At 49.4% G+C, this 21711-nt stretch carries 18 protein-coding genes; 7 read left to right on the forward strand and 11 right to left on the reverse strand.

The genetic code is table 11. The features are described from left to right. Positions 1 to 12 precede the first annotated feature (12 nt). The 6 genes from Undi14_RS14420 to cyoA are packed head-to-tail and all read right to left on the reverse strand — an operon-like array spanning position 13 to position 6269. On the reverse strand, positions 13 to 1323 hold the full coding sequence (locus tag Undi14_RS14420; protein ID WP_200181083.1) for an ATP-binding protein: 1311 nt from the start codon (positions 1321 to 1323) through the stop codon (positions 13 to 15). After that, positions 1307 to 2161, reverse strand: coding sequence for an SURF1 family protein (locus tag Undi14_RS14425; RefSeq protein ID WP_200181085.1), 855 nt, complete (start codon positions 2159 to 2161; stop codon positions 1307 to 1309). The genes Undi14_RS14420 and Undi14_RS14425 overlap by 17 nt, the downstream gene beginning before the upstream one ends. Then, positions 2158 to 2616 (reverse strand): cytochrome o ubiquinol oxidase subunit IV, encoded by a 459-nt coding sequence (gene cyoD / locus Undi14_RS14430; RefSeq protein ID WP_190480793.1) that lies wholly within the window; start codon positions 2614 to 2616, stop codon positions 2158 to 2160. The genes Undi14_RS14425 and cyoD overlap by 4 nt, the downstream gene beginning before the upstream one ends. Continuing rightward, entirely contained in the window at positions 2613 to 3248 is a 636-nt protein-coding gene (cyoC, locus tag Undi14_RS14435) for a cytochrome o ubiquinol oxidase subunit III (protein ID WP_190480794.1), read from the reverse strand. Before cyoC ends, cyoD begins: the two co-directional genes overlap by 4 nt. Further along, a complete protein-coding gene (gene cyoB / locus Undi14_RS14440; protein WP_200181086.1) occupies positions 3241 to 5244 on the reverse strand; it encodes a cytochrome o ubiquinol oxidase subunit I in 2004 nt (667 codons plus the stop codon). Before cyoB ends, cyoC begins: the two co-directional genes overlap by 8 nt. A 2-nt stretch (positions 5245 to 5246) precedes the next feature. Continuing rightward, positions 5247 to 6269 carry a ubiquinol oxidase subunit II gene (cyoA, locus tag Undi14_RS14445; RefSeq protein ID WP_200181087.1) on the reverse strand — a complete coding sequence of 341 codons (1023 nt, stop codon included), beginning with the start codon at positions 6267 to 6269 and terminating at the stop codon, positions 5247 to 5249. A 149-nt stretch (positions 6270 to 6418) separates the two neighbouring features. Here cyoA and Undi14_RS14450 point away from each other — a divergent pair, with 149 nt between their 5' ends. After that, positions 6419 to 7768: an MFS transporter gene (locus Undi14_RS14450; protein ID WP_200181088.1), complete on the forward strand. Its 1350-nt coding sequence runs from the start codon at positions 6419 to 6421 to the stop codon at positions 7766 to 7768. A gap of 120 nt (positions 7769 to 7888) precedes the next feature. Here the strand turns inward: Undi14_RS14450 and Undi14_RS14455 are convergent, their stop codons facing one another. Both Undi14_RS14455 and Undi14_RS14460 read right to left on the reverse strand, forming a co-directional pair. Further along, positions 7889 to 9643 (reverse strand): hypothetical protein, encoded by a 1755-nt coding sequence (locus Undi14_RS14455; RefSeq protein WP_200181089.1) that lies wholly within the window; start codon positions 9641 to 9643, stop codon positions 7889 to 7891. 133 nt (positions 9644 to 9776) lie between these two features. Continuing rightward, the gene (locus tag Undi14_RS14460) at positions 9777 to 10979 is read right to left on the reverse strand and encodes an MFS transporter (protein ID WP_200181092.1); all 1203 of its coding nucleotides are present in this window, start codon (positions 10977 to 10979) and stop codon (positions 9777 to 9779) included. Positions 10980 to 11423: 444 nt separating this feature from the next. Here Undi14_RS14460 and Undi14_RS14465 point away from each other — a divergent pair, with 444 nt between their 5' ends. Further along, positions 11424 to 12995 carry a cytochrome D1 domain-containing protein gene (locus Undi14_RS14465; protein ID WP_370527205.1) on the forward strand — a complete coding sequence of 524 codons (1572 nt, stop codon included), beginning with the start codon at positions 11424 to 11426 and terminating at the stop codon, positions 12993 to 12995. Positions 12996 to 13005: 10 nt separating this feature from the next. Further along, positions 13006 to 13341 (forward strand): c-type cytochrome, encoded by a 336-nt coding sequence (locus tag Undi14_RS14470; protein ID WP_200181094.1) that lies wholly within the window; start codon positions 13006 to 13008, stop codon positions 13339 to 13341. A gap of 63 nt (positions 13342 to 13404) precedes the next feature. Here Undi14_RS14470 and Undi14_RS14475 read toward each other — a convergent pair whose 3' ends face one another. Beyond that, on the reverse strand, positions 13405 to 13863 hold the full coding sequence (locus tag Undi14_RS14475) for an Rrf2 family transcriptional regulator (protein WP_186885740.1): 459 nt from the start codon (positions 13861 to 13863) through the stop codon (positions 13405 to 13407). Positions 13864 to 14143: 280 nt separating this feature from the next. Here Undi14_RS14475 and Undi14_RS14480 point away from each other — a divergent pair, with 280 nt between their 5' ends. The 4 genes from Undi14_RS14480 (at position 14144) to Undi14_RS14495 (ending at position 17597) form a co-directional block, all read left to right on the forward strand. Next, positions 14144 to 16432 carry a nitric-oxide reductase large subunit gene (locus Undi14_RS14480; protein WP_200181096.1) on the forward strand — a complete coding sequence of 763 codons (2289 nt, stop codon included), beginning with the start codon at positions 14144 to 14146 and terminating at the stop codon, positions 16430 to 16432. Positions 16433 to 16529: 97 nt separating this feature from the next. Then, positions 16530 to 16793, forward strand: coding sequence for a DUF2249 domain-containing protein (locus tag Undi14_RS14485; protein ID WP_186885738.1), 264 nt, complete (start codon positions 16530 to 16532; stop codon positions 16791 to 16793). Positions 16794 to 16803: 10 nt separating this feature from the next. Next, on the forward strand, positions 16804 to 17184 hold the full coding sequence (locus Undi14_RS14490) for a SirB2 family protein (RefSeq protein ID WP_200181098.1): 381 nt from the start codon (positions 16804 to 16806) through the stop codon (positions 17182 to 17184). A gap of 47 nt (positions 17185 to 17231) precedes the next feature. Further along, a complete protein-coding gene (locus Undi14_RS14495; RefSeq protein WP_200181100.1) occupies positions 17232 to 17597 on the forward strand; it encodes a hypothetical protein in 366 nt (121 codons plus the stop codon). An 81-nt stretch (positions 17598 to 17678) separates the two neighbouring features. Here Undi14_RS14495 and hemN read toward each other — a convergent pair whose 3' ends face one another. Continuing rightward, on the reverse strand, positions 17679 to 19070 hold the full coding sequence (hemN, locus tag Undi14_RS14500; RefSeq protein ID WP_200181102.1) for an oxygen-independent coproporphyrinogen III oxidase: 1392 nt from the start codon (positions 19068 to 19070) through the stop codon (positions 17679 to 17681). Between the two features lie 108 nt (positions 19071 to 19178). Next, positions 19179 to 21506 carry a TonB-dependent hemoglobin/transferrin/lactoferrin family receptor gene (locus tag Undi14_RS14505; RefSeq protein ID WP_200181105.1) on the reverse strand — a complete coding sequence of 776 codons (2328 nt, stop codon included), beginning with the start codon at positions 21504 to 21506 and terminating at the stop codon, positions 19179 to 19181. Positions 21507 to 21711 lie beyond the last annotated feature (205 nt).

The raw sequence follows: 21711 nt of genomic DNA on the forward strand, positions 1-21711 counted from the left end.
TTCAAACCTTTTTTATAGCATTAACGCTGACAGTGGCAGCTCTATTTTGACAACGGCACCACCATCCTGCCGGTTATGGGCAATCACAGAGCCGCCTAATTTACGAACAACATTCACCACAAAGTAAATACCCAGACCACTGCCCGGACGCCCTTTGGTCGATTGATAAGGCTGCCCCAGATTTTCCAGTATCGATGGTAAAAAACCCGGCCCGGTATCGCTCACGACTATGACCAGTAGGTCCGCGTCTCTTGATACAGTCAGAGCAAGCCATGTTGGTGAAGCTTCAAGCGCATTATCTAACACATTGCATATCATCTGCTTGAGAGCAGAATCAAACACGACAGGAACATCCTGCTGTATCTGATTTTCAAAGATGAATGTCTGTACCGGACGCGTCGCCCGGAAGTCTTCAACCAGTTGTTTGAGAAAGGTATTGATCGTCGTTTTGACAGAAGATTCGCCACGCGCTTCTCCGGCGGACAATAAAATACTGCTGAGTGTCGTTTTACAGCGTTGCAACTGCCTTTGCATTTCACTCAGGTCTTCGATTAAATCAGGATTATTGCTGAATTCCGGCATCCTCCTCCAGTCGCCCAGAATGACGGACATCGTTGCTAAAGGTGTACCCAGTTCATGCGCCGCGCCAGATGCCAGCAAGCCCATTTTCACTATGTGTTCTTCTTCGGTGGATCTCTGGCGGGCATCTGCCAACTGGACATCACGCACTTTTAAATTGCCGCTGATGCGCGTCAGAAAAAACACCAGCAAGCCAGCGTTCAATAAAAAACAAATGATCATGCCATCGATATATAGCTCTGGCATGCCACCATTGTTATCTGAGGGCAAAAGTAAAGGATGAGAAAATTTCGATAAACCGAGCAGGCAAAGACCACTGATCGCCACGATCAGCCAGGTTGACCATACTTCCAGCAAAACGGCGCTGAGTATAACCTGCAACAGATATAAAAAAATGAAGGGATTGGAGGTACCACCGCTCAGATACAGCTGCGCCGTCAGAATAGCGACATCGACCAGCAGTGCAAAAAATAATGCCCGGTTGGATACTTTCGTTTCCTCGTGCCAGCGCAGATGACTGGCGATATTGAAAGCAATTAACACCGCCAGCACAAACGCCATCGACAATACCGGCAAACGTATGCCGAATCCGCCGACAACCAGCGCGATCGTCGCAATCTGACCAAACACGGCCAGCCACCGCAGATGAATCAGTTGCAACATATTTTTGTGGCCAGCCGAACTCTCGTATTCTTCGGCGATGCTGGCTACGATATCCCGGTGATTTTCAGTCTTGCCGAACATCCTGATGTCTCCCATTTTCACTATGATGCTGCATCTTATTCAGACGCCGGCGGTCTTCGCGAACAACCAGATAATATCCGCCCGCTACCATCAAAGCGAGAGCATACCAAGTAAGTGCATAGACCAAGTGATTGTTATGAAATGAGATAACGGTTAAACCGGCAACCGGTGCCTGATGTTCGCTTGCCATCAGGGATTTGTAGCCTGCATCCGGCTGACTGTCGGTAGCATCAGCATCAATAAAATAAGGAGCAATCGGCGACAAGTTATGTTTTTTACCGATAGCAACAACGTCACGCGAATACCAGCGGTCAGCCGCCGCATCGTTTTTACGTAAGAATCCGCCGTCGGGCTCACTCATACGCAATAATCCTGTGATACTCACGGTCTGCCGCTGCTCCTGATGTGTTGTGGCTTTCGTTTTATTCATTGCGGGAACAAATCCCCGATTCAGCAGCACAACACTACCATATGTCTGACGCAACGGCGTCAGCACCCAGTAGCCGCTACCGAGTACGGTGGATGCCTGCACATAACTGGTCTGCTCAGACAATAACAGCCCACTGACCTGCACATGCTTGTATTCGTCGTTCGCGGCATTCACTCCCGACCAAAGCTGTTGATCAGGAGCGGCTATTGCCGTTGCATGCACACGTTGCTCCACGCGGGCGATCAGATCGAGTTTCCATTGCAAGCGATAGATCTGCCATGTACCGAGAAAAGCAAAGCACAAAAAAAATACCCCCGCGCACATCGCAAGAGCACGTCTTACGAATAATGAACGGGGGATGTCTGTTGCTGCAACCGGGGGCTGCGCCCCGGCATTCAGATCACTCATGGCATATTGCGCATGTTGTGCATTTCATTTGGATTTTCAGTATGTTTCAGTGATTCAGGTGTTGTTTCATGCTGCATGCCTGGCATCATATTGTTATTCAGATGATACATGACCCACAGTGAGCCGCTCATCAGAATCACCACCACCATACCGGTAAACACCAATGCCAGCATGTTCCAGCCACCTTCCGAACGTGCATTCATGTGCAGGAAATACACCATGTGCACCACCACCTGCACCGCAGCCAGTGCCAGCAAGACAAAACCTGTCGTGCCGGAATTGCTAAAGACTTTGCCCATTACCAGCCAGAATGGAATGACAGTCAGAATGACTGCCAGCACAAAACCGATGACATAGGTTTTCATGCTGCCATGATCTGCGTGATCGTCATGAGCGTGATGTCCATGATGACCGTGGTCCGCATCATGTGTTGTATGTTCGTGATGTGCACTCATGGCAAAACTCCCATCAGGTAGACAAAGGTAAATACACCGATCCAGATCACATCCAGGAAATGCCAGAACATGGACAGGCACATCAGGCGACGATTGTTTTCAGTCGTCAAACCATGACGTTTTAATTGGAACAGCAAAGTGACCAGCCAGACGATACCAAAAGTTACGTGCAGACCGTGCGTTGCCACCAGAGCAAAAAACGAAGTCAAAAAGCCACTGCGTTGAGGACCCGCACCTTCATGAATCAGATGGATGAACTCATATAATTCCAGGCCGATAAAACAAGCACCCAGCAAGCCAGTGACCACCAGCCAGATCAGCGTGTTGTTCAGACGTTTTTTCTGCGCTTCCAGCATCGCAAAACCATAGGTAATCGATGACAGCAACAGTAAAGACGTGTTAATTGCCACCAAGGACAGATCAAACAATTCGGCACCGGTCGGGCCGCCTGCGTAGTTACGACCAAGTACGGCATACGCGGCAAACAAACACGCAAAAATCAGGCAATCGCTCATCAGATACAGCCAGAAGCCAAGCAGTGTGCCGTTTTCCGGATGATGTTCGAGAACGAAATAGCGCGAACCAGAAGCCTGGCTCATCGCATCATGAGTAGAAATAGATTTATCAGACATGGCTAGCTAACAAACGTGTGCGTTCATTTTCGGTACGGACAACTTCGTCCGCAGGAATGTAGTAATCGCGGTTGTAATTAAAAGTATGGATGATGATGGCGGCCATCATGACGATAAAACCCAGACCTGCCAGCAGCCACATTTGCCAGATCAGCGCAAAGCCACAAGCCGCGCTGAGACCAGCGATGATGATGCCAGCCGCCGTATTTTTCGGCATGTGAATAGCCAGGAATCCGGAAGTCGGGCGAACATAGTTATTCGCTTTCATATCAACCCAGGCATCGTTGTCATGGATGCGAGGTGTGAATGCGAAATTGTATGCAGGTGGCGGAGACGATGTTGCCCACTCCAGAGTACGGCCACCCCATGGATCACCGGTCACGTCACGCAATTGCGCACGACGCAGATAACTGACCACCAGTTGAATAACGAAACAGGCGATACCGATCGCAATCAGAACCGCACCAGCGGCAGCGATCTGGAACCAGATCTGTAACGACGGATCTTCAAAATGGCTCAGGCGACGTGTCACACCCATCAGACCTAATACATACAATGGCATGAACGCGAAGTAGAAACCGATAGTCCAGAACCAGAATGAGCATTTACCCCAGAAGCTGTCGAGCTTATAGCCGAATGCTTTAGGGAACCAGTAGTTAATCGCCGCAAACACGCCGAACACGACGCCACCGATAATCACATTATGGAAGTGAGCAATCAGGAACAGACTGTTGTGCAAAACAAAGTCAGCTGGTGGAACTGCCAGCAATACCCCCGTCATACCACCGATCACAAATGTCACCATGAAACCCATGGTCCATAACATCGGAACTTCAAAACGGATACGTCCGCGATACATCGTAAACAACCAGTTAAACATCTTCGCACCGGTTGGAATCGAGATAATCATCGTGGTGATACCGAAGAACGAGTTGACACTCGCACCGGAACCCATCGTGAAAAAGTGATGCAACCAGACCAGATAAGACAAGATCGTGATCACGACCGTTGCGTACACCATCGATGTGTAACCAAACAAACGCTTGGAACAGAAAGTTGAGACGATTTCGGAATACACACCGAAGCAAGGCAGAATCAGGATGTAAACCTCAGGATGACCCCAGATCCAGATCAGATTCACGTACATCATGGAATTGCCGCCCATGTCGTTCGTGAAGAAGTTGGTACCGAAAACACGATCCAGCGACAACATTGCCAACACCGCAGTCAACACCGGGAAAGCAGCAACGATCAGCACGTTAGTGCACAACGCAGTCCAGGTGAACACAGGCATTTTCATCATCGTCATGCCAGGTGCACGCATCTTGACGATAGTCACAATCAGGTTCACACCGGAGAGCAAGGTACCGACACCGGCGATCTGTAACGACCAGATGTAGTAATCCACCCCGACATCCGGGCTGCCTAAAATACCCGACAGCGGCGGATATGCAAGCCAGCCAGTACGCGCAAACTCGCCAACGAATAAGGATGCCATCACCAGCAACGCGCCGAAAGTTGTCATCCAGAAGCTGAAGTTATTCAGGAAAGGAAAAGCAACGTCACGGGCACCGATTTGCAGTGGCACAACATAGTTCATCAACCCAGTAACGAAAGGCATCGCCACGAAGAAAATCATGATCACGCCATGCGCGGTGAACACCTGATCATAGTGGTGCGGTGGCAAAAAACCGGCCGAGTCACCGAATGCCATCGCCTGCTGAGCACGCATCATCAAGGCGTCGGCAAAGCCACGTAACAGCATGACCAGACCGAGGATCATATACATGATACCGATACGCTTGTGATCAATACTTGTCAGCCATTCACGCCACAAGGTTCCCCAGACGCGGAAGTAAGTCAATGCGCCCAGCAATGCCAGGCCACCGAAAGCGACACCAGCGAAGGTAGCAAGAAGAATCGGCTCATGCAAAGGAATCGCTTCCCAGCTGAGACGGCCGAATATCAGCTTAGTCAAATCAATTTGGTCTAACATCTTTATTTTCCAATAGTAACTGGTGGCGTGGTACACACTTCAGCATCCGACCCGCGTGCAGCCTGCTGATTCTGAGCGAGCATAGAAACAACTTTTTCGTTCGCTTTTGATACTGGCTTCACATTCACATCCATAGACATCAATTTATCCATGCAAATCTGATCAGCCCCTACACAGCGATTGAGAATGGCATGAAACAGATCTGCGTCGACGGAACCATAACGACGCACAGGATCTTTGATACTTGGTTTTTCAACCTCAAGATAAGCAGCACGATTCAGATTCAGTTTTTCAGCCTTAGTGGTCTGTACCCACTGATTGAAATTTTCCTGCGTCATCCCATGGAATTTGAAGCGCATGTCAGAAAAGCCAGCACCGCTATAGTTAGCAGAAAAGCCATCATATGTACCTGCCTTGTTGATCACGGCATTCAATTGCGTTTCCATACCTGGCATCGCATAGATCTGACCAGCCAGCGCTGGAACATAAAACGAATTCATGACAGTGGATGCAGTGATTCTGAAATGAACCGGCACATCAACGGGAGCGATCAATTCATTCACCGTTGCCACACCTTGTTCTGGATAAATGAATAACCATTTCCAGTCCAGAGCAACGACTTCCACGACCAGCGGTCTGACGTTGGCAGAAAGCGGACGATTTTCATCTAATCGTGACAACTTTCGATATGGATCAAGAGTATGGGTAGAAATCCATGTCAACATTCCCAAAACGATGATAATTAACAGAGGGGCTCCCCAGATAATTAATTCGAGTTTGGTTGAATGATCCCACTCAGGATCGTACTTTGCACTGGTATTACTCTGTCTGTAGCGCCACGCAAAAAACAAGGTCAGGAAAATGACAGGAATAATGATGATTAACATCAGGAGAGTAGAAATGACAATCAGCTTGCTCTGCTGAGCGGCGATATCGCCTGAAGGATTTAACACAATAGTGTCACATCCAGCCAACAGTGCAACGCATAGGAGTATTAGTCCGCGCCGAGCTAGTAGGGAAATCATGCAGGAAAGTCCAAGGTAAAGGATAAATCGTGGTAATGTACACGGACTGACTAGCATTAGCGATTGGACGTTTTGTCCCACCCTGCCATAGCTATATCGGGCAGGGCTTCAGGCGTCCGTCGATAAAAACACTACTACGAGAGACGACTATGCCAAGTATCAGCCACAATGGTGAGCAACTCACCAGTATTCCTGTACGTCCTAACCTCCTCCCAGCTCCCAGAAACAGTCACGCTGACCATACCTCAATTTCCCCCGGAGAAATCGCCATTGGTGTCGTCATCGGTCGCGCTTCTGAATATTTTGATTTTTTTGTCTACGCCATTGCATCAGTATTAGTGTTTCCTGCAGTTTTCTTTCCATTCGAACAAAGACTGGAAGCCACACTTTATTCATTTGTCATTTTTTCTTTTGCCTTCATCGCGAGGCCGATAGGCACAGTGGCGTTTATGGCAATTCAACGCCATCTTGGGCGGGAAGCAAAACTCACGATTGCGCTAGTTCTGCTTGGCATCTCTACCGCTGGTATCGCATTTCTGCCTACGTTTTCACATCTCGGCTACACGTCGATCATCATTCTTGCCGCGCTGCGTATCGGTCAGGGGCTCGCGATGGGCGGCTCGTGGGACGGACTGCCATCTTTACTGGCATTGAATGCGCCACAAAATAAGCGTGGCTGGTATGCCATGCTAGGGCAACTGGGTGCCCCGGTCGGCTTCATGATCGCGGGCAGTCTGTTTGCTTACTTACTCGCCAACCTGTCTCCGGAAGATTTTCTGGACTGGGGCTGGCGCTACCCCTTCTATGTCGCCTTCGCGATTAATGTTGTTGCCTTATTTGCCCGTCTGCGACTTGTTTCTACCAATGAATATGCCCGTCTGCTGGATGAGCGTGAACTGGAACCAACCAAGATTGTTGAGATGAGCGGCTCGCAAGGAAGAAACGTGCTGATAGGCGCATTGGCCGCATTGGCCAGCTATGCATTGTTCCATCTGGTCACCGTATTTCCCCTTTCATGGCTGACGCTGTACTCCACGCGCTCGCTGACGGAGGTGCTTTACATACAAGTGACCGGCGCAGCGTTAATGACCATAGGCGTGATCGTGTCCGGCCTGATCGCTGATCGCTACGGTCGCCGCAATACGCTAGGGACATTCGCGCTATTCATTGCGATTCTGAGCGTATTTGTACCAAGTTTGCTTGGCGGCGGGGAATCTGCTCAGAATACATTTATTCTGGTGGGGTTTGCCTTACTGGGCTTATCTTACGGTCAGGCCGCAGGGGCTGTGACTGCCAATTTCTCAGCGAAATACCGTTATACCGGCGCAGCCTTGACGTCCGATCTTTCCTGGCTGGTCGGTGCCGGTTTCGCGCCGCTGGTCGCACTAGGGCTGTCGGCCCATTTCGGCCTCGCCTATGTCAGTCTCTATCTGCTCTCAGGCGCAGCGTGCTCAATCGCGGCATTAAGCCTGAACCGGGCGCTGGAAATCAAAGACTAGCACCTATCCAACATAAAAACGAAGCTCTGCAGCAAGATAAGAAATCGCTTGCTGCAGAGCTTTTTTACATTTACCACCTATTTTTAACGCAAGTAGCCGCGCAGCCTAACTCCGGATAAATCAGACGTTGACGTCAATATTGCCAGCAGTCTGAAGATTCATAGATACATCCGCAGGATTTTCCACATTTTTTGCTTGTGCGTGTTTTTTATTTCCCGCAGCTTCATTAGCACCTTGCTGACTGGCATGCTGCTTTAAATCCATAGCCACAGGTGGAATTTCATTATCAAAAACAATTTCATCCGTTTCACCCTGATCATCGCCGGATCGCTGATGTTCAATTGCGTCACCCATCTTATACGCAGCGACGGCCGCCGAGATCGCGGGATTCACGCCACCGGGTAAAGGTAATAATGTCGCGGCAACGCCACTTGCATTGTTTATTGCGTCCACCGTTACAGCCGTCGTGGCTGCTGTGGCCGTTGCGGTTCCGCTCAATCCTGTGGACGCGGCAAATTCAGATGCTGCCGCATTTGCATTATTGATCAGAGTATTTTCAACACTGACATTATTCAGACCATAGGTCGAACCTGTCACATCAGACACTTTCACTAATGCCGGATTGGCAATCACCGCTTCGCTACTGGCGGTAGTATTGACAGCTCCTGCATTGATCCGATCTGAAACAGCACCTGCAAGCTCTTGCGAAGAGCTCACTGTGTTCAGTACATTATCAACTGACGCTGACGATAAAGAATTTGCTGTCACACCATAGCTACCAATTTCTGCAATATCCGCCAGCCCGGTTTGGATAAAATTGGTATCGCTCACAAGCAAAGCCCCCAGAACATCATCCGATAATAAAGTCTGCGCTTGCGCTGCTATCGTGGATGCATTATCGGAGGCATGCACTGAATTCGTCGCAGACAAATCAACAGTTGGATTACCAAGCGCAGCACTCGCCTGCGTAGCAGCAGCGCTGCTTGTAACATTAAATGCAGTCGTATTCAATGCAGAAGGCGGGATATTGACAGCCTCTGATGGTACAGACATTTGCTTATCTGCCGAAATGCTGGTCGCGCCGTTTTTCCCCACTTCACTCGACTGCCCTACAGTTATATCAGCCGTCTTGGCGGCCACTGTTTCCTGTACGAGCAAATGATTAGAGGCAACGGGTTCCGCAACAGAAGTGACCACACCAGCCGCCGTTGCTGACGCATTTGCAAACGAAGTGCTGCTAACGGAATTATCCACGACAGCGTTGTTGGTCTCTGCACTTGTCAGACTTTGGTTCTGCGCAATCAGCGTGGTTTCTATCTGTGCCAATGCCTGTAAAGCCTGGGTCAGCAGGGTCGCTGTGGCAAGCGGTGCACTGGCGTATGCCTTTTGCAAAACGACAGTATCCAGACTGAACTGAGTGTTATCTGCGCTAAGGGATGTGTCAAGCGTAATGCCTATCTTCGACAGGCTTTCCAGTAAATTGTTGCCACTATCAGCCAGCACGCCGCCCATTGCGTCCAGCAGACTGCTATCCAGAAAAGATGTCAGAGGATTCTGAATACTGTTGACGTTACCGCTTTGAAAGGTATTGAATGCCTTGACGAACAAATTCGCCAAAGATGCCGTTGTAGCAAAATTCGTTGCAGCGTCGCCGATTGGAGCAGCGCTGCCACTTGTCGCAATCGCTTTCATTTGCCGCCCAAGTAAAGCGATTGTCACAGCCAGGGTCTGACTCAGCGAAGAAACATCGACCACACTTGCCGTGCTACTGACTGTGCCTGCGGCCACCGTTGCAGCAGATACAGAACTGACTGCCGACAAGGCAGGAAGTCTGACGGGGGTTACAGCAGCAATCGCATCCGTTGAAATCACCATGATCAGTTCACTTTCCTGATAAATACCGACAACGGTTTCAGTGTAGGACGAATGAAAAATACTGACGGTATTTTTACAAAAACAGATTGAACTTCTGACCCGATTTAAGGGAAAAGCCCACAAGTATATTTTATTAACCGTGCAGCGAACCTTCAACGCTGCCACGCGGACGCAGCGTCACAAAAACGACAATAGCAAGCAAGGAAAGCACTACAGCAAGAATGAAAACCATCTCTGGCGCGATAATCCATAAAGCTCCTGCGACCAACGAGGCCGGCAGATACAACACGCCGGTGACGAAATTATACAAACCGACTGCTGTTGCCCTGCGCTCAGGCTCAAGATCGGCGATGAAGGCCTTGCTCTGCGATTCGTCTATTGCGTAAAAAAGACCATAGATAGCAAATATCGCCACGACCTCCCATTGGCTGGCAGCGAAAATCAACCAGAAATTAATCAAGGCATAGACAGCGTAGCCAAGCACGATGATGCGCGCACGCCCTACCTTGTCGCCAAGCTTGCCAATCAGGGGTGCCGCGAATACGCAAGTCGCGTTGAATAAGGCATACAGCAAAACCGCATTGGTCACGCTGAAGCCTAGCAAATGCGCCTTCAACAATATAAAACCGAGACTGAAATACGCCAGTGCAAATACGCCTGCCGGAATCAGAAATCGCTTAAATTCCTGGCTCAGTTGTTGCCAGTTTTGCCGTAAATTTTCACGTTCATGAGCGACGCCCTGGTGCTCTGGAATACGGGTCAGCACCAGCACACTGACGACTGCCGGTATAAATGCAAGCAGAAACAGCGTTGCGTATGTGCTGCGGGACTCACCCAGCCACGAGAGTAAGCCATAAGCAGCCAAAGGTCCCAGTACTGCACCAGCCTTATCCAGCGCCTTATGTACGCCAAACGCATAACCGCGAGACTCGCTGACTGCAATTGACGACAGCCACGCATCTCTGGGCGGCCCGCGAAATCCCTTACCCAGGCGTTCAATCACACGGAAAATACTCAAGCCCACAACAGAGGTCGAGATCAGCAATATGAGTTTCGCGATGGTCGAAAAAGCATAGCCAGCGGTGGCAAACCACTTTCGCCGCCCGCTGCGATCCGATAGCCATCCCGCCAGATAATTCAGCGAGGACGCGGAGAAATCGGCCAAGCCCTCGATTAAACCTAGCAGGGCACTCGAAGCACCAGCCACGGTGGTGAAGAAAATCGCAAACACGGAAAAAATCATTTCCGAACTGAGGTCCGTAAGAAAACTCACTAAACCAAGCTTGAGTATATCGGGGTGAAGTCGCCGCTTTTTATTTGCGTCTGGTTGAGTCATGAAAATTCATCTTCCGGTAAAAATTATCAGCAACATTTGAAATAAGCTTTTCGTCTAAAAAAAATCGATAACACAAATTCTGTTCTCACGCGCAAAACAACTGGTGCAGACACCACAAAATCAGCAATAAAGCTGCTGCCTTTTGATGTAACACAAACCCCGATGGGCTTCCGCAGCTTCTTGACAGTGGTCAAGGATTTCAGATGGGTGGTGGCGTAGCCTCTGATACAACAATTCAGCTCAGATTCTTCATCAGTATTCCTCACTTAATAAAAGGAAATAAAAATGAAATCATCCCGTCGCAACACCACGATACGGCCAGTTCTTGCGTTACTGGCGATCCTTCCATTGAGCATCTCCCTCGCATTCGCGCAAGATGATAAAACCCACAGTGCAGCAGAATTGAAATATCAGGCTGGCGGGTCTCCTCTGGCAAGCGAGCCTATGCATCAGAATATCAACCCCAAAGCACCACCAATGACGAAAGCGGAGTTCGAATCGGGTAAGCAAATTTATTTCCAACGTTGCGCAGGTTGCCACGGTGTGCTGCGCAAGGGCGCGACGGGTAAAGCACTGACGCCGGATATCACTCTGGATAAGGGAACGGATTACCTGAAAGTCTTCATCAATTATGGCTCGCCAGCCGGTATGCCTAACTGGGGCACTTCCGGCGATCTGTCGGATAAAGAAGTCGATCTGATGGCACGCTATATTCAGCAGGAGCCACCGGTTCCTCCTGAGTTCAGTATAAAGGACATGGAGGCTACCTGGAAAGAAGTGATTCCCGTCGCCAAACGTCCGACGAAGAAAATGAACAACTACAATATCGCCAATATTTTCTCCACTACATTGCGCGATTCCGGTGAAGTAGCACTGATTGATGGCGACACAAAAAAAATCATTAATATCGTGAAAACTGGTTATGCCGTGCACATCTCACGCACGTCCGCATCGGGTCGCTACCTGTTCGTAATCGGCCGTGACGCACGCATCAATCTGATCGACTTGTGGATGGAAAAACCAGATACCGTCGCTGAAATGAAGGTAGGTCTGGAAGCCCGCTCGGTGGAAACTTCCAAATTTAAAGGTTACGAAGACAAATACGCGATTGCTGGTGATTACTGGCCGCCTCAGTTCGTGATCATGGAAGGCGACACACTGAAACCGCTGAAAATTGTTTCTACCCGCGGCATGACGGTTGACAACGAGTACCATCCAGAACCGCGCGTTGCGTCGATTGTCGCTTCCCACTATCGTCCTGAATTCGTTGTCAGCGCAAAAGAAACCGGCAAAATCATGCTGGTGGACTACAAAGACATCAACAACCTGAAAACCACCACGCTGGACGCAGCCAAATTCCTGCATGACGGCGGATTGGATTCCACTGGTCGTTATTTCCTCGTTGCTGCCAACGCTTCGAATAAGATCGCGGTAGTCGATACCAAAGAAGACAAAATGGCCGCGATCGTCAACGTTGGAAAAACACCTCATCCAGGTCGTGGCGCAAACTTCATACATCCTAAATTCGGCCCTGTATGGGCAACCAGCCATCTTGGTGACGAAACGATTTCCATGATCGGTACTGACCCTGTCAAACATAAAGCACAGGCATGGAAAGTGGTCGATAGCATCAAAGGTCAGGGTGGCGGCTCACTGTTTATCAAAACCCATCCGAAATCCAGAAACCTGTGGGTAGACACGCCATTGAACCCTGACACTAAATTAAGTCAGTCTATCGCCGTGTTTGATATTGATCACTTCGAAAAAGGCTATGTCACTTTACCGATCGCAGAATGGGCTGGTCTGGGTGAAGGCGCTAAACGTATCGTACAGCCCGAATACAACAAAGCTGGCGATGAAGTCTGGTTCTCGGTCTGGAGTGCAAAAGACAAAGAATCAGCAATCGTGGTCGTTGATGATAAAACACGCAAACTGAAAGCCGTGATTAAAGATCCGAAACTGATCACACCAACCGGTAAATTCAACATCAACAATACTCAGCACGACATTTATTAAGGAAAACAAGATGAAACATCAAGTCACCTTATCACTTCTCAGCGCACTGGGAATTGCTGCTCTCGCCTTCTCTGCGACCAGCTCTTACGCCGCCACCGGCGCTGAGCTTGCACAGAAAAATGGTTGTATGGCATGTCATGGTGTCGACAAGAAGATCCTCGGCCCGGCTTTTAAAGATATCGCACAAAAGTACAAAGGAAATGCCGATGCCGCCGTCAGCTTGTCCAAGAAAATCAAAGACGGTGGCAGCGGTGTATGGGGAGCAATTCCGATGCCGCCGAACGGCCCTAAAGTCAACGATGCCGACATCAAAACCCTGGCTGAGTATGTGCTGAGCACACATTAAACAGGATACTGTTAGCACCAAAAAGCCGGTTTTAAACCGGCTTTTTTTATTTTTTAAAATGACTTATTTTGTTTTTTTCCCGGGCACCGGCTTCATAAAATGGATTTTCCCTACCGTCTCTTTTTTTGAAATCAAATCTTCCAGACTGACATCATCAAGTACCGCAAGATAAGCGCTGGTGGCTCGATTCAGAACTCCTTTGAGATGACAGCCTAGCGAATACACACAGGTATTACTGGCACCATCAAAACATTCAGCCATAAAAAAATCGGTTTCCGTCGCCCGCACGACCTCTCCGATATTGATCTCTGCCGGTTCCATATTCAGTTTCAGTCCGCCATTGCGCCCACGCACAGTTTCCACCATATTGGACATTCCCAGTTGGTGCACCACCTTGGTCAGATGATTCTTTGAAATTGAGTGCAACTCAGCAACCTCCTGAATCGTAACAAGGCGGTCTCTATGTATCGCCAGATAAATCAGGGTGCGTAAAGTGTAATCGGTGTAAGCAGTTAATCTCATGACTTATGTATTCCGGAAAATATGCGTGAAGCTGTCACCGCATTGCAACTGACATCTTCCCTGCACAGTATATCCCCTTCGCCCACAAAGCAGATTCAGAAACAGATTCAGATCGCAGTTCAGGCACAGGGATAAAAATAAAAACACAAAACATATATTTAATTTGCATCTTATTATACATGCATATAGAATGCATCTTATTGAAGCGGTAAATCAGTTTTATTTTTCCCACTTCTTTAAGCAATGCACTCTTTTAACTCTACCAATAAGGAATCACGCCATGCACTCCACGCGTAAACTCTGGACCTGGCTAGCTGTGATCTGCGTCTTATCTTTTACCGTTCTCGGTTGGGTAGGTACAGAAATCTATCTCACAGCTCCACCTATCCCCAATCAGGTTGTCAGCACTCAAGGCAAGGTTTTATTTTCTGAAGGACAAGTCCAGCGAGGGCAGGAAGCATGGCTCGCCGCCGGTGGTCAGCAATTAGGTACGGTGTGGGGCCACGGCAGTTATGTCGCGCCAGACTGGTCAGCCGACTGGCTGCACCGCGAGTCTCTCGCCTTACTGGAAATCTGGGCACAGAAAGAAAACAAACTGTCCTTTGAACAGTTAAGCACACCGCGTCAGGGCGAACTTAAAGCTCGCCTGAAAGAGGAAATGCGCGGCAATACCTACGATCAGAAAAATGGTGTTATCACCTTGTCCCCTGAACGTGCAGCTGCAGTGCAACTGGTCACGCAACATTACGTCGCTTTGTTTGGTAACGATCCATCTCTGGAAAAACTGCGCGAACAGTATGCGATGAATAAAGGTTCACTGCCTGATCCGGCTGATTTACAAGCCTTGCCAGCGTTCTTTTTCTGGTCCTCATGGGCTGCAGCAGCAGATCGTCCTGGTGAAGAAGGTCTGAGCTACACCAGCAACTGGCCGCATGAACCACTGGTTGAAAATACACCGACTGCCGGTGCCGGTATCTGGTCTATTGCCAGCGTGATTCTGATGATCGCAGCGATTGCCGGAATGATTTTCTACCATTCTGCAAGTAAAGAAGAAAGTGATCCTGTTCCACCGAAAACAGATCCCTTATTCGACATGAAGCCAACACCTTCGATGCTGGCGACAAAAAAATACTTTTTTGTTGTCATTGGTCTGATTCTGGCGCAAGTAGGTATGGGTGTGATCACCGCTCACTATGCCGTTGAGGGACATAGCTTCTTTGGTTTCCCATTAGCTGAGATTCTGCCGTTCACGGTCAGTCGCACGATACATACGCAATTTGCGGTGTTGTGGATCGCCACTGCCTGGCTGGCAACCGGTCTGTACATCGCCCCTGCAATCTCTGGCTATGAACCTAAATTCCAGAAACTCGGCGTGAATGTCCTGTTTTATGCATTGCTGTTCATTGTTGTCGGTTCGACCGCGATGGGATGGCTGGGCAGCCTGCAACATAAAGGCAATGAATTCGCATTCTGGATCGGTAATCAGGGTCTGGAATTCACCAGCATGGGACGCGTCTGGCAAATTCTGTTATTTATCGGCTTACTGTTCTGGGTGACTTTATTGGGTCGTGGATTATTGCCTGCACTCAAAAAACCATCTGAAAGCCGCGGTCTGATTGCCATGGTATTCCTGGCTGCGATGTGTATCGGCGGTTTCTACGCGACATCGCTGACCTGGGGTCCGCATACACATTACTCCATGATCGAATACTGGCGCTGGTGGTTAGTCCATTTGTGGGTAGAAGGCTTCTTTGAAGTGTTCGCAACAGCTGTCATCGCCCTGCTCTTCACTCGCCTGGGTCTGATCCATGCAGCGACAGCAAACAGCGCCATCATTCTGGAAACCATCGTCTTCCTGTTCGGCGGCATTCTGGGTACTTTGCATCACCTGTATTTCACTGGCACACCAACTTTTGTGATTGCGATCGGCGCGATGTTCTCAGCACTGGAAGTGGTTCCTCTGGCGATGATAGGCGTGGAAGCGTATCGCAATTATCAACGCTCGAAAGCAGCAGCTTGGGTGCAGTCTTACAAATGGTCCATCCTGTGCTTCATCGCTGTCGGTTTCTGGAATACTGTCGGTGCGGGTTTGTTAGGTTTCTCCATCAATACCCCGATTGCGCTGTATTACATGCAAGGTCTGAACATGACAGCTGCACATGGACATGCTGCTTTGTTCGGTGTGTACGGCATGTTGGGCATAGGCTTGCTACTGTTCTGCCTGCGTGGCTTGTCTGCACGCGCTGCATGGTCTGACAAATTGCTGCAAGCAATGTTCTGGCTGCTCAATATCGGTCTCGCGATGATGGTGTTCATCTCATTGGTTCCTGCCGGCATTTATCAAGCAGTCGCCAGCATCACGAAAGGGATGTGGTTTGCCCGTTCACCTGAAGTCATACACTCGCACCTGATGGAAACACTGGTCTGGCTGCGCGTACCTGGCGACGTCGTGTTCGCGATCGGCACCGTCTGTCTGGCCTTGTTTGCCTTCCGTTTGCTGATAGCGAAAAAGGCAGCGAACGTCAGCCTGAACAGCTCAATCCCTGCGAAAAAAACTAAACAAGCTTAATGACATCAGAGGCCGTCGAGAAATATTTTCTGACGGCCTCTGCTTCACTATTCAATAGCATCACTAGTATCAACATCATCTATTAAGGAGTTTTACAATGTCCCACGATTGCTCTATGCCCGTTATTGCTGAAGGTATTTACTCATTTGATGCGCGTGGCATTGCCAAGCGCTTTCGTCATGCAGCGATCTTCGGTGCGCTGTCTGCTTTAGAACGTGGAGAAACCATGCGCTTCTGCAATGACCATAATCCCTTGCCTTTACTATCGCAGATAGAGCATCATTTCGGCTCCAGCGTCAAAATCAGCTATGTGTCGCAGGAACCGGGCGCAATTGTGATTGATTTTCTTATCTGTGATTAAGGAATAAATAATGGACTACCTGACAGTCAGGCACATTCATATCACCTGTGCGACCCTGAGCGGTAGTCTGTTTTTTTTGCGCGGTATCTGGATGTGGCAGGACTCGGCCATGCTGCAAAAAAAATGGATCAGAATCGCCCCACATCTGATAGATAGCTTACTGCTGGCGAGTGCACTGACGATGGTGTTCTGGAGCAGACAATATCCGTTCGTTGAAGCCTGGCTGACTGCCAAAGTTCTGGCGCTGTTACTGTACATAGGTTTAGGAACCGTTGCACTGAAGCGTGGCAAAACAAAAGCTGTCAGAATCCGTACCTGGATCGCCGCCTTAGCAGTATTCTCTTATATCGTTGCAGTCGCACTGACGAAACAAGCTTTGCCACACTGGTAATTGATCGCCGTGTGCGCATCCACCAATCAGTTTTTGGGAGACCGACAATGGCACAAAAACATTTATCCTCCGGTGACAGCATTAATATTCTGCCTGCCATTAACGCAGCTACCGCAGACACTGCAGGCAACATCCCTGCGCAAGCCTTATTTAAAGATGCGCAACTGGAAGTCATGCGCTTATATTTACCGGCAACAAAACACATCGCCGCACATCAGGTCGATGGCACTATCACTATTTTTTGTATAGAAGGTCAGGTTGAAATACAGACCGACCATGCCAGCAAAATCTTACATACCGGCGACTTAATGTATCTGGCAGCATCTGCATCGCATGCGCTGACAGCGATTGATGATTCCTCATTATTGGTCACTATCGCACTGCAAGGTTCAGCGCATCAGGCAAACGCCTGACATAACGGCGATCACCGGAAGCAAGAAAAAAAGAAAATAAAAAAGCCCGGAATCATCCGGGCTTTTTTGTCAGAAAAAAAATCAGATCAACTTAGAATACGTCGCCGTCGTTACTTTCTTCAGATACTTATCGAACGTCATTGCCACCGCGCGGACAAACAAACGGCCTTTGGGTGTGACACGAAGCGCATCCGCATCAATCGTGATAAAGCCAACGTCCTCGTATTGACGTAATTGCGTAATTTCTTCAGCGAAGTAAGTCATGAAATCAATACCGTAAGCAGCGTTGATGTCTGCAACCGACAAAGGCATACTGCACATTAAAGTCATGATGACATCACGCCGCAATAAATCATCCTTATCTAAGGCAATTCCCTTCTCTACCGGCAATTTTCCTTCATCGAGCATCTGATAATACTCTTTGATCGTACGTACCGACTGGCTGTACGAATCACCGACTTTACCAATCGCAGAAACACCAAAGCCAATCAGATCGCATTCCGCACGGGTTGTGTAACCCTGAAAATTCCTGTGCAAAGACTGATCCTGACGCGCCTTATTCAATTCATCGTCAGGGCGGGAAAAGTGATCCAGACCGATGTAGATATAACCGGCATCCAGCAAGCGACGGGTGGACATCAGGAAAATCTGCAAGCGCTCTTCAGCCGATGGCAGATCAGTCTCGATAATCTGGCGCTGTGCCTTGAAACGGCTGGGTAAATGCGCATAGTTGTACAGCGCAATGCGGTCTGGTGCTAATGCGATCAGGCTATCGAGCGTACGGCCAAAGCTTTCAATATTCTGTTTCGGCAAGCCATAAATCAGATCAGCATTCACCGACTGAAAATCCGCTTTGCGGCTTTCCTTGACTGCGGCTTCGACCATACTGAACGGCTGTATCCGGTTCACTGCCTGTTGTACAGCCGGGTCAAAATCCTGCACACCAAAACTATTGCGGTTGAACCCCAGCTCGGCCAACACCGCCAGCGTTTCCGGTTTCACTGTGCGCGGGTCAATTTCCACGCCCAGTTCAGCGTCATCGGTAAAGGTGAAATGCTGACGTATCATCGCCATTAACTGACGCAGCTCATCCGAACTGAAAAACGTCGGTGTTCCGCCCCCCAGATGCAGCTGTGCGGTCAGGCGATCAGGGCCGATCCGAGCTGCGACCATCGCCATTTCTTTTTCGAGATAACGTAAATATTCTGTCGTGCGGCTGTGGTCTTTGGTAATGATCTTATTGCACGCACAGAAATAACACAGCGACTCACAAAACGGCAAATGCAGATACAAGGACAAAAGCGGATTATTCGTTCGTCCCGCTCTTTGTTCGAGATAAGTAATGTAACTTTGTTCGGTGAACCCGGTATTGAAGCGATCTGCCGTCGGATACGAGGTATAACGTGGCCCGGACTTGTCGAATTTTCGTATCAGCTCTTCAGACAGCTCAATATCGTCGATTGGTGTGGTCATTATGTTCTTTCGGTGCGTCTTGCATACAAGATCGCTATTGTATGCAAGCAAAGCCGATCTATGTCGATTTACATCAATTTATTTAGCGGAATCTGACAGTCTCCGGGACTAAAAATCGTAGGAAACAGACATATCATAATGGCGTCCCGGCTGGGTGTAGGCGTCGATCACGGCTGAATTTGCCGCAACACCCTGCACATCAGACCAGTTCCAGTATTTCTTATTTGTCAGATTACGTACTGCCGCATTGAGCCGCAGATTTTTCTGCAAACGCCATTGTCCCGACAAATCTAAGGTCATTGCTGAAGGAATGGTCAGCTGCGCCACCCTTGGCGGAGTCGCTGGTTTGGGTAAATACGGGCTTTCCAGATCGGCCGCCATTTTTGCATCCTGATGCAAGGCTTGCAGCCGGACTTCCCAGGCAGGTTTGCTATAGCTGACGCCAATACTGATTTTCGCCGGATCGATCGCATTCAACGGTAAGCCGGTCGTATCGTCGCTGCCATGCGTGACACCATAAGCAAATGGCATTGTCAGCTTACCACCGGCAATTTCCCCCCACTGCACCTGGCCTTTAATTTCAAAACCGCTGATCGTCGCTTTATCGACATTGACTGTCTGGAAAATCGCCGGATCACCGATCACACCTTTACCGCCCAGCGGTTTTTTATCGACGATGAGGTTATCGTATTTTCCTCTGAACACAGCGATATCAAGGCTCAGTCTGTCGAGCATTGCACGTAAGCCGATTTCGATGTTATGGCTTTTTTCCGGTTTCAGATCGGGATTCGACAATAACACTGCAGGGATTGTCGCACTATCGAACACGCCATTGATTTGTTGTGCATTCGGCGCACGGAAACCACTCGCATAGTTACCAAAGGCACTCCATTCCGGCGTCAAACGGTACAGAAAACCCAGCTTAGGCGAAACTGCTGAACCAGAAAGTGATTTGGCAGGCGTTTTTGCCGGTGGCGCAAAACCAGCCTGGCTGGTCACATCCAGATCAAAATGATCAAAGCGCACACCGGGCGTGATGATCCATTTGCCAGCAAATATCTCATCCTGCACAAAGACAGCGCGGCTGGAATCACGGGTATCAGGGAAATATTTGCGCGGTACAAAATCCGCATTTCCCGGATCAACGCCGTCAAACATGTTTTTGATATCGGCACGACTGTAGTCGAAGCCGTAACTAAGGCGCTGCGACCAGCCCGCGGCCATTCTGAATAATTTATCGGCCTGAATATGGAATTGCGCGCTGCGCTCACTGTAGCTGACATCGCGCACGCGGTCGGCCAGCGTATTGCGGTGCGTGACACCGAATTCGCGTGAACTGGCATCCTGAAAACTGAAAGCCGTCTGCACATGATCGACATACGCGTTATTGAGCGTATACCGGCTTTGCAAGCTCAGACGGTCGCGTGTCATATTACTCGTGGCATTTTCACCAGCGACCGCAGAGGCTGTCGTCAACGGCAGCTTAGCTCGACTCGATAGTAATTCGTAGTCAGCATCTTTATTCACATGCTCGGCGCTCACGGTGTGTTTCTGATCAGCCGTAGGCTGATACACCAGCTTCACCAATACCGACTGCCCTTCATTCTTCTGCGGATTCGGGGTAGTGCGATCCACATTGGCAACATCTTTGCTGCCCATATTCTGCATACCACCGGCATGATTCACCGCAGCACTCACCAACCACGTCAGCTCAGGGTTGATGCGCCCGGCCAGACTGGCTGACAGCGTCCGCGAATGATCGTCACCGTTATACGACAGCGATACTTTACCGCCAACATCTTTCTGCTGATCGCCACGCCGCTGCAGGAAATCGGCTGGTTCCAGCGTAATGAAATTCACCAGTCCGGCCAAGCCATCAGAACCATACAATACCGATGCCGGGCCGCGCACAATTTCCACCTGACGGATCAGATCCAGCGATAAGGAATCCCTGCCAAATGCATTGCTGCCATTGATGTAGCTGCGTGGCAGACGGACGCCGTCAACCAGCATCTGCACACGATTACCGTCCTGCCCACGGATATTGAAGCCGGCATTTGTATCACGCCCGGTTGCATTGCCGACGCCAGTTACAGTAAATCTGGCGGGCGCACGTTTGACGGAAATATTGGGTAAGTTTTTAACTAAATCATGAATATCGGCAACGTGCCCGCTTTCCATTTCCTGCCAACCAATGATGTCCATCGACAAGGGCAAATCTTCGACGAATTGCTCGTAACGGGCGCCACTGATCACAACGATCTGCACCGGCACCGTCGCGTTCGCCAATAAAGTGGTGGGTGCCTGCGGCGCGGTCTGTGCCTGCACGTACGCTGTCAGCCCCGTAGAAAAAAGACCGGCCAGCAGCAATCTGAGGGTGTGTTTTTTGATCCGGAAGCCATTTCCGGACAAGCGCGTTGCGTCTGATTTTTTCATGGTGAATACCAGCAAAGGAGAATAGCTAGCAGTCTAAACTTCCATCAACACGGGTCAATACGCATTCCGGTCAGGCGACTAGGCATTCCGAACTAGACCGCCGCGACATACTGCGACAGAACAAGGTCACGAAATAATCAACAACGAATCATCAACGAATCACCAACAAATCATCACTGCATCATCACTGGCGAAACCAGCGCCA

The sequence above is a fragment of the Undibacterium sp. 14-3-2 genome, assembly GCF_016595265.1.
GTDB classification, from domain to species: domain Bacteria; phylum Pseudomonadota; class Gammaproteobacteria; order Burkholderiales; family Burkholderiaceae_D; genus Undibacterium; species Undibacterium aquatile.

What these genes read in the sequence shown, in the direction of transcription:
- cyoB (WP_200181086.1), bottom strand. Translation starts at nt 5,244, where the DNA reads ATGTTAGACCAAATTGATTTGACTAAGCTGATATTCGGCCGTCTCAGC.
- Undi14_RS14425 (WP_200181085.1), bottom strand. Translation starts at nt 2,161, where the DNA reads ATGAGTGATCTGAATGCCGGGGCGCAGCCCCCGGTTGCAGCAACAGAC.
- Undi14_RS14450 (WP_200181088.1), top strand. Translation starts at nt 6,419, where the DNA reads ATGCCAAGTATCAGCCACAATGGTGAGCAACTCACCAGTATTCCTGTA.
- Undi14_RS14485 (WP_186885738.1), top strand. Translation starts at nt 16,530, where the DNA reads ATGTCCCACGATTGCTCTATGCCCGTTATTGCTGAAGGTATTTACTCA.
- hemN (WP_200181102.1), bottom strand. Translation starts at nt 19,070, where the DNA reads ATGACCACACCAATCGACGATATTGAGCTGTCTGAAGAGCTGATACGA.
- Undi14_RS14475 (WP_186885740.1), bottom strand. Translation starts at nt 13,863, where the DNA reads ATGAGATTAACTGCTTACACCGATTACACTTTACGCACCCTGATTTAT.
- Undi14_RS14490 (WP_200181098.1), top strand. Translation starts at nt 16,804, where the DNA reads ATGGACTACCTGACAGTCAGGCACATTCATATCACCTGTGCGACCCTG.
- Undi14_RS14420 (WP_200181083.1), bottom strand. Translation starts at nt 1,323, where the DNA reads ATGTTCGGCAAGACTGAAAATCACCGGGATATCGTAGCCAGCATCGCC.
- Undi14_RS14505 (WP_200181105.1), bottom strand. Translation starts at nt 21,506, where the DNA reads ATGAAAAAATCAGACGCAACGCGCTTGTCCGGAAATGGCTTCCGGATC.
- Undi14_RS14465 (WP_370527205.1), top strand. Translation starts at nt 11,424, where the DNA reads ATGCATCAGAATATCAACCCCAAAGCACCACCAATGACGAAAGCGGAG.
- Undi14_RS14470 (WP_200181094.1), top strand. Translation starts at nt 13,006, where the DNA reads ATGAAACATCAAGTCACCTTATCACTTCTCAGCGCACTGGGAATTGCT.
- Undi14_RS14495 (WP_200181100.1), top strand. Translation starts at nt 17,232, where the DNA reads ATGGCACAAAAACATTTATCCTCCGGTGACAGCATTAATATTCTGCCT.
- Undi14_RS14480 (WP_200181096.1), top strand. Translation starts at nt 14,144, where the DNA reads ATGCACTCCACGCGTAAACTCTGGACCTGGCTAGCTGTGATCTGCGTC.
- cyoD (WP_190480793.1), bottom strand. Translation starts at nt 2,616, where the DNA reads ATGAGTGCACATCACGAACATACAACACATGATGCGGACCACGGTCAT.
- cyoC (WP_190480794.1), bottom strand. Translation starts at nt 3,248, where the DNA reads ATGTCTGATAAATCTATTTCTACTCATGATGCGATGAGCCAGGCTTCT.
- Undi14_RS14455 (WP_200181089.1), bottom strand. Translation starts at nt 9,643, where the DNA reads ATGGTGATTTCAACGGATGCGATTGCTGCTGTAACCCCCGTCAGACTT.
- cyoA (WP_200181087.1), bottom strand. Translation starts at nt 6,269, where the DNA reads ATGATTTCCCTACTAGCTCGGCGCGGACTAATACTCCTATGCGTTGCA.
- Undi14_RS14460 (WP_200181092.1), bottom strand. Translation starts at nt 10,979, where the DNA reads ATGACTCAACCAGACGCAAATAAAAAGCGGCGACTTCACCCCGATATA.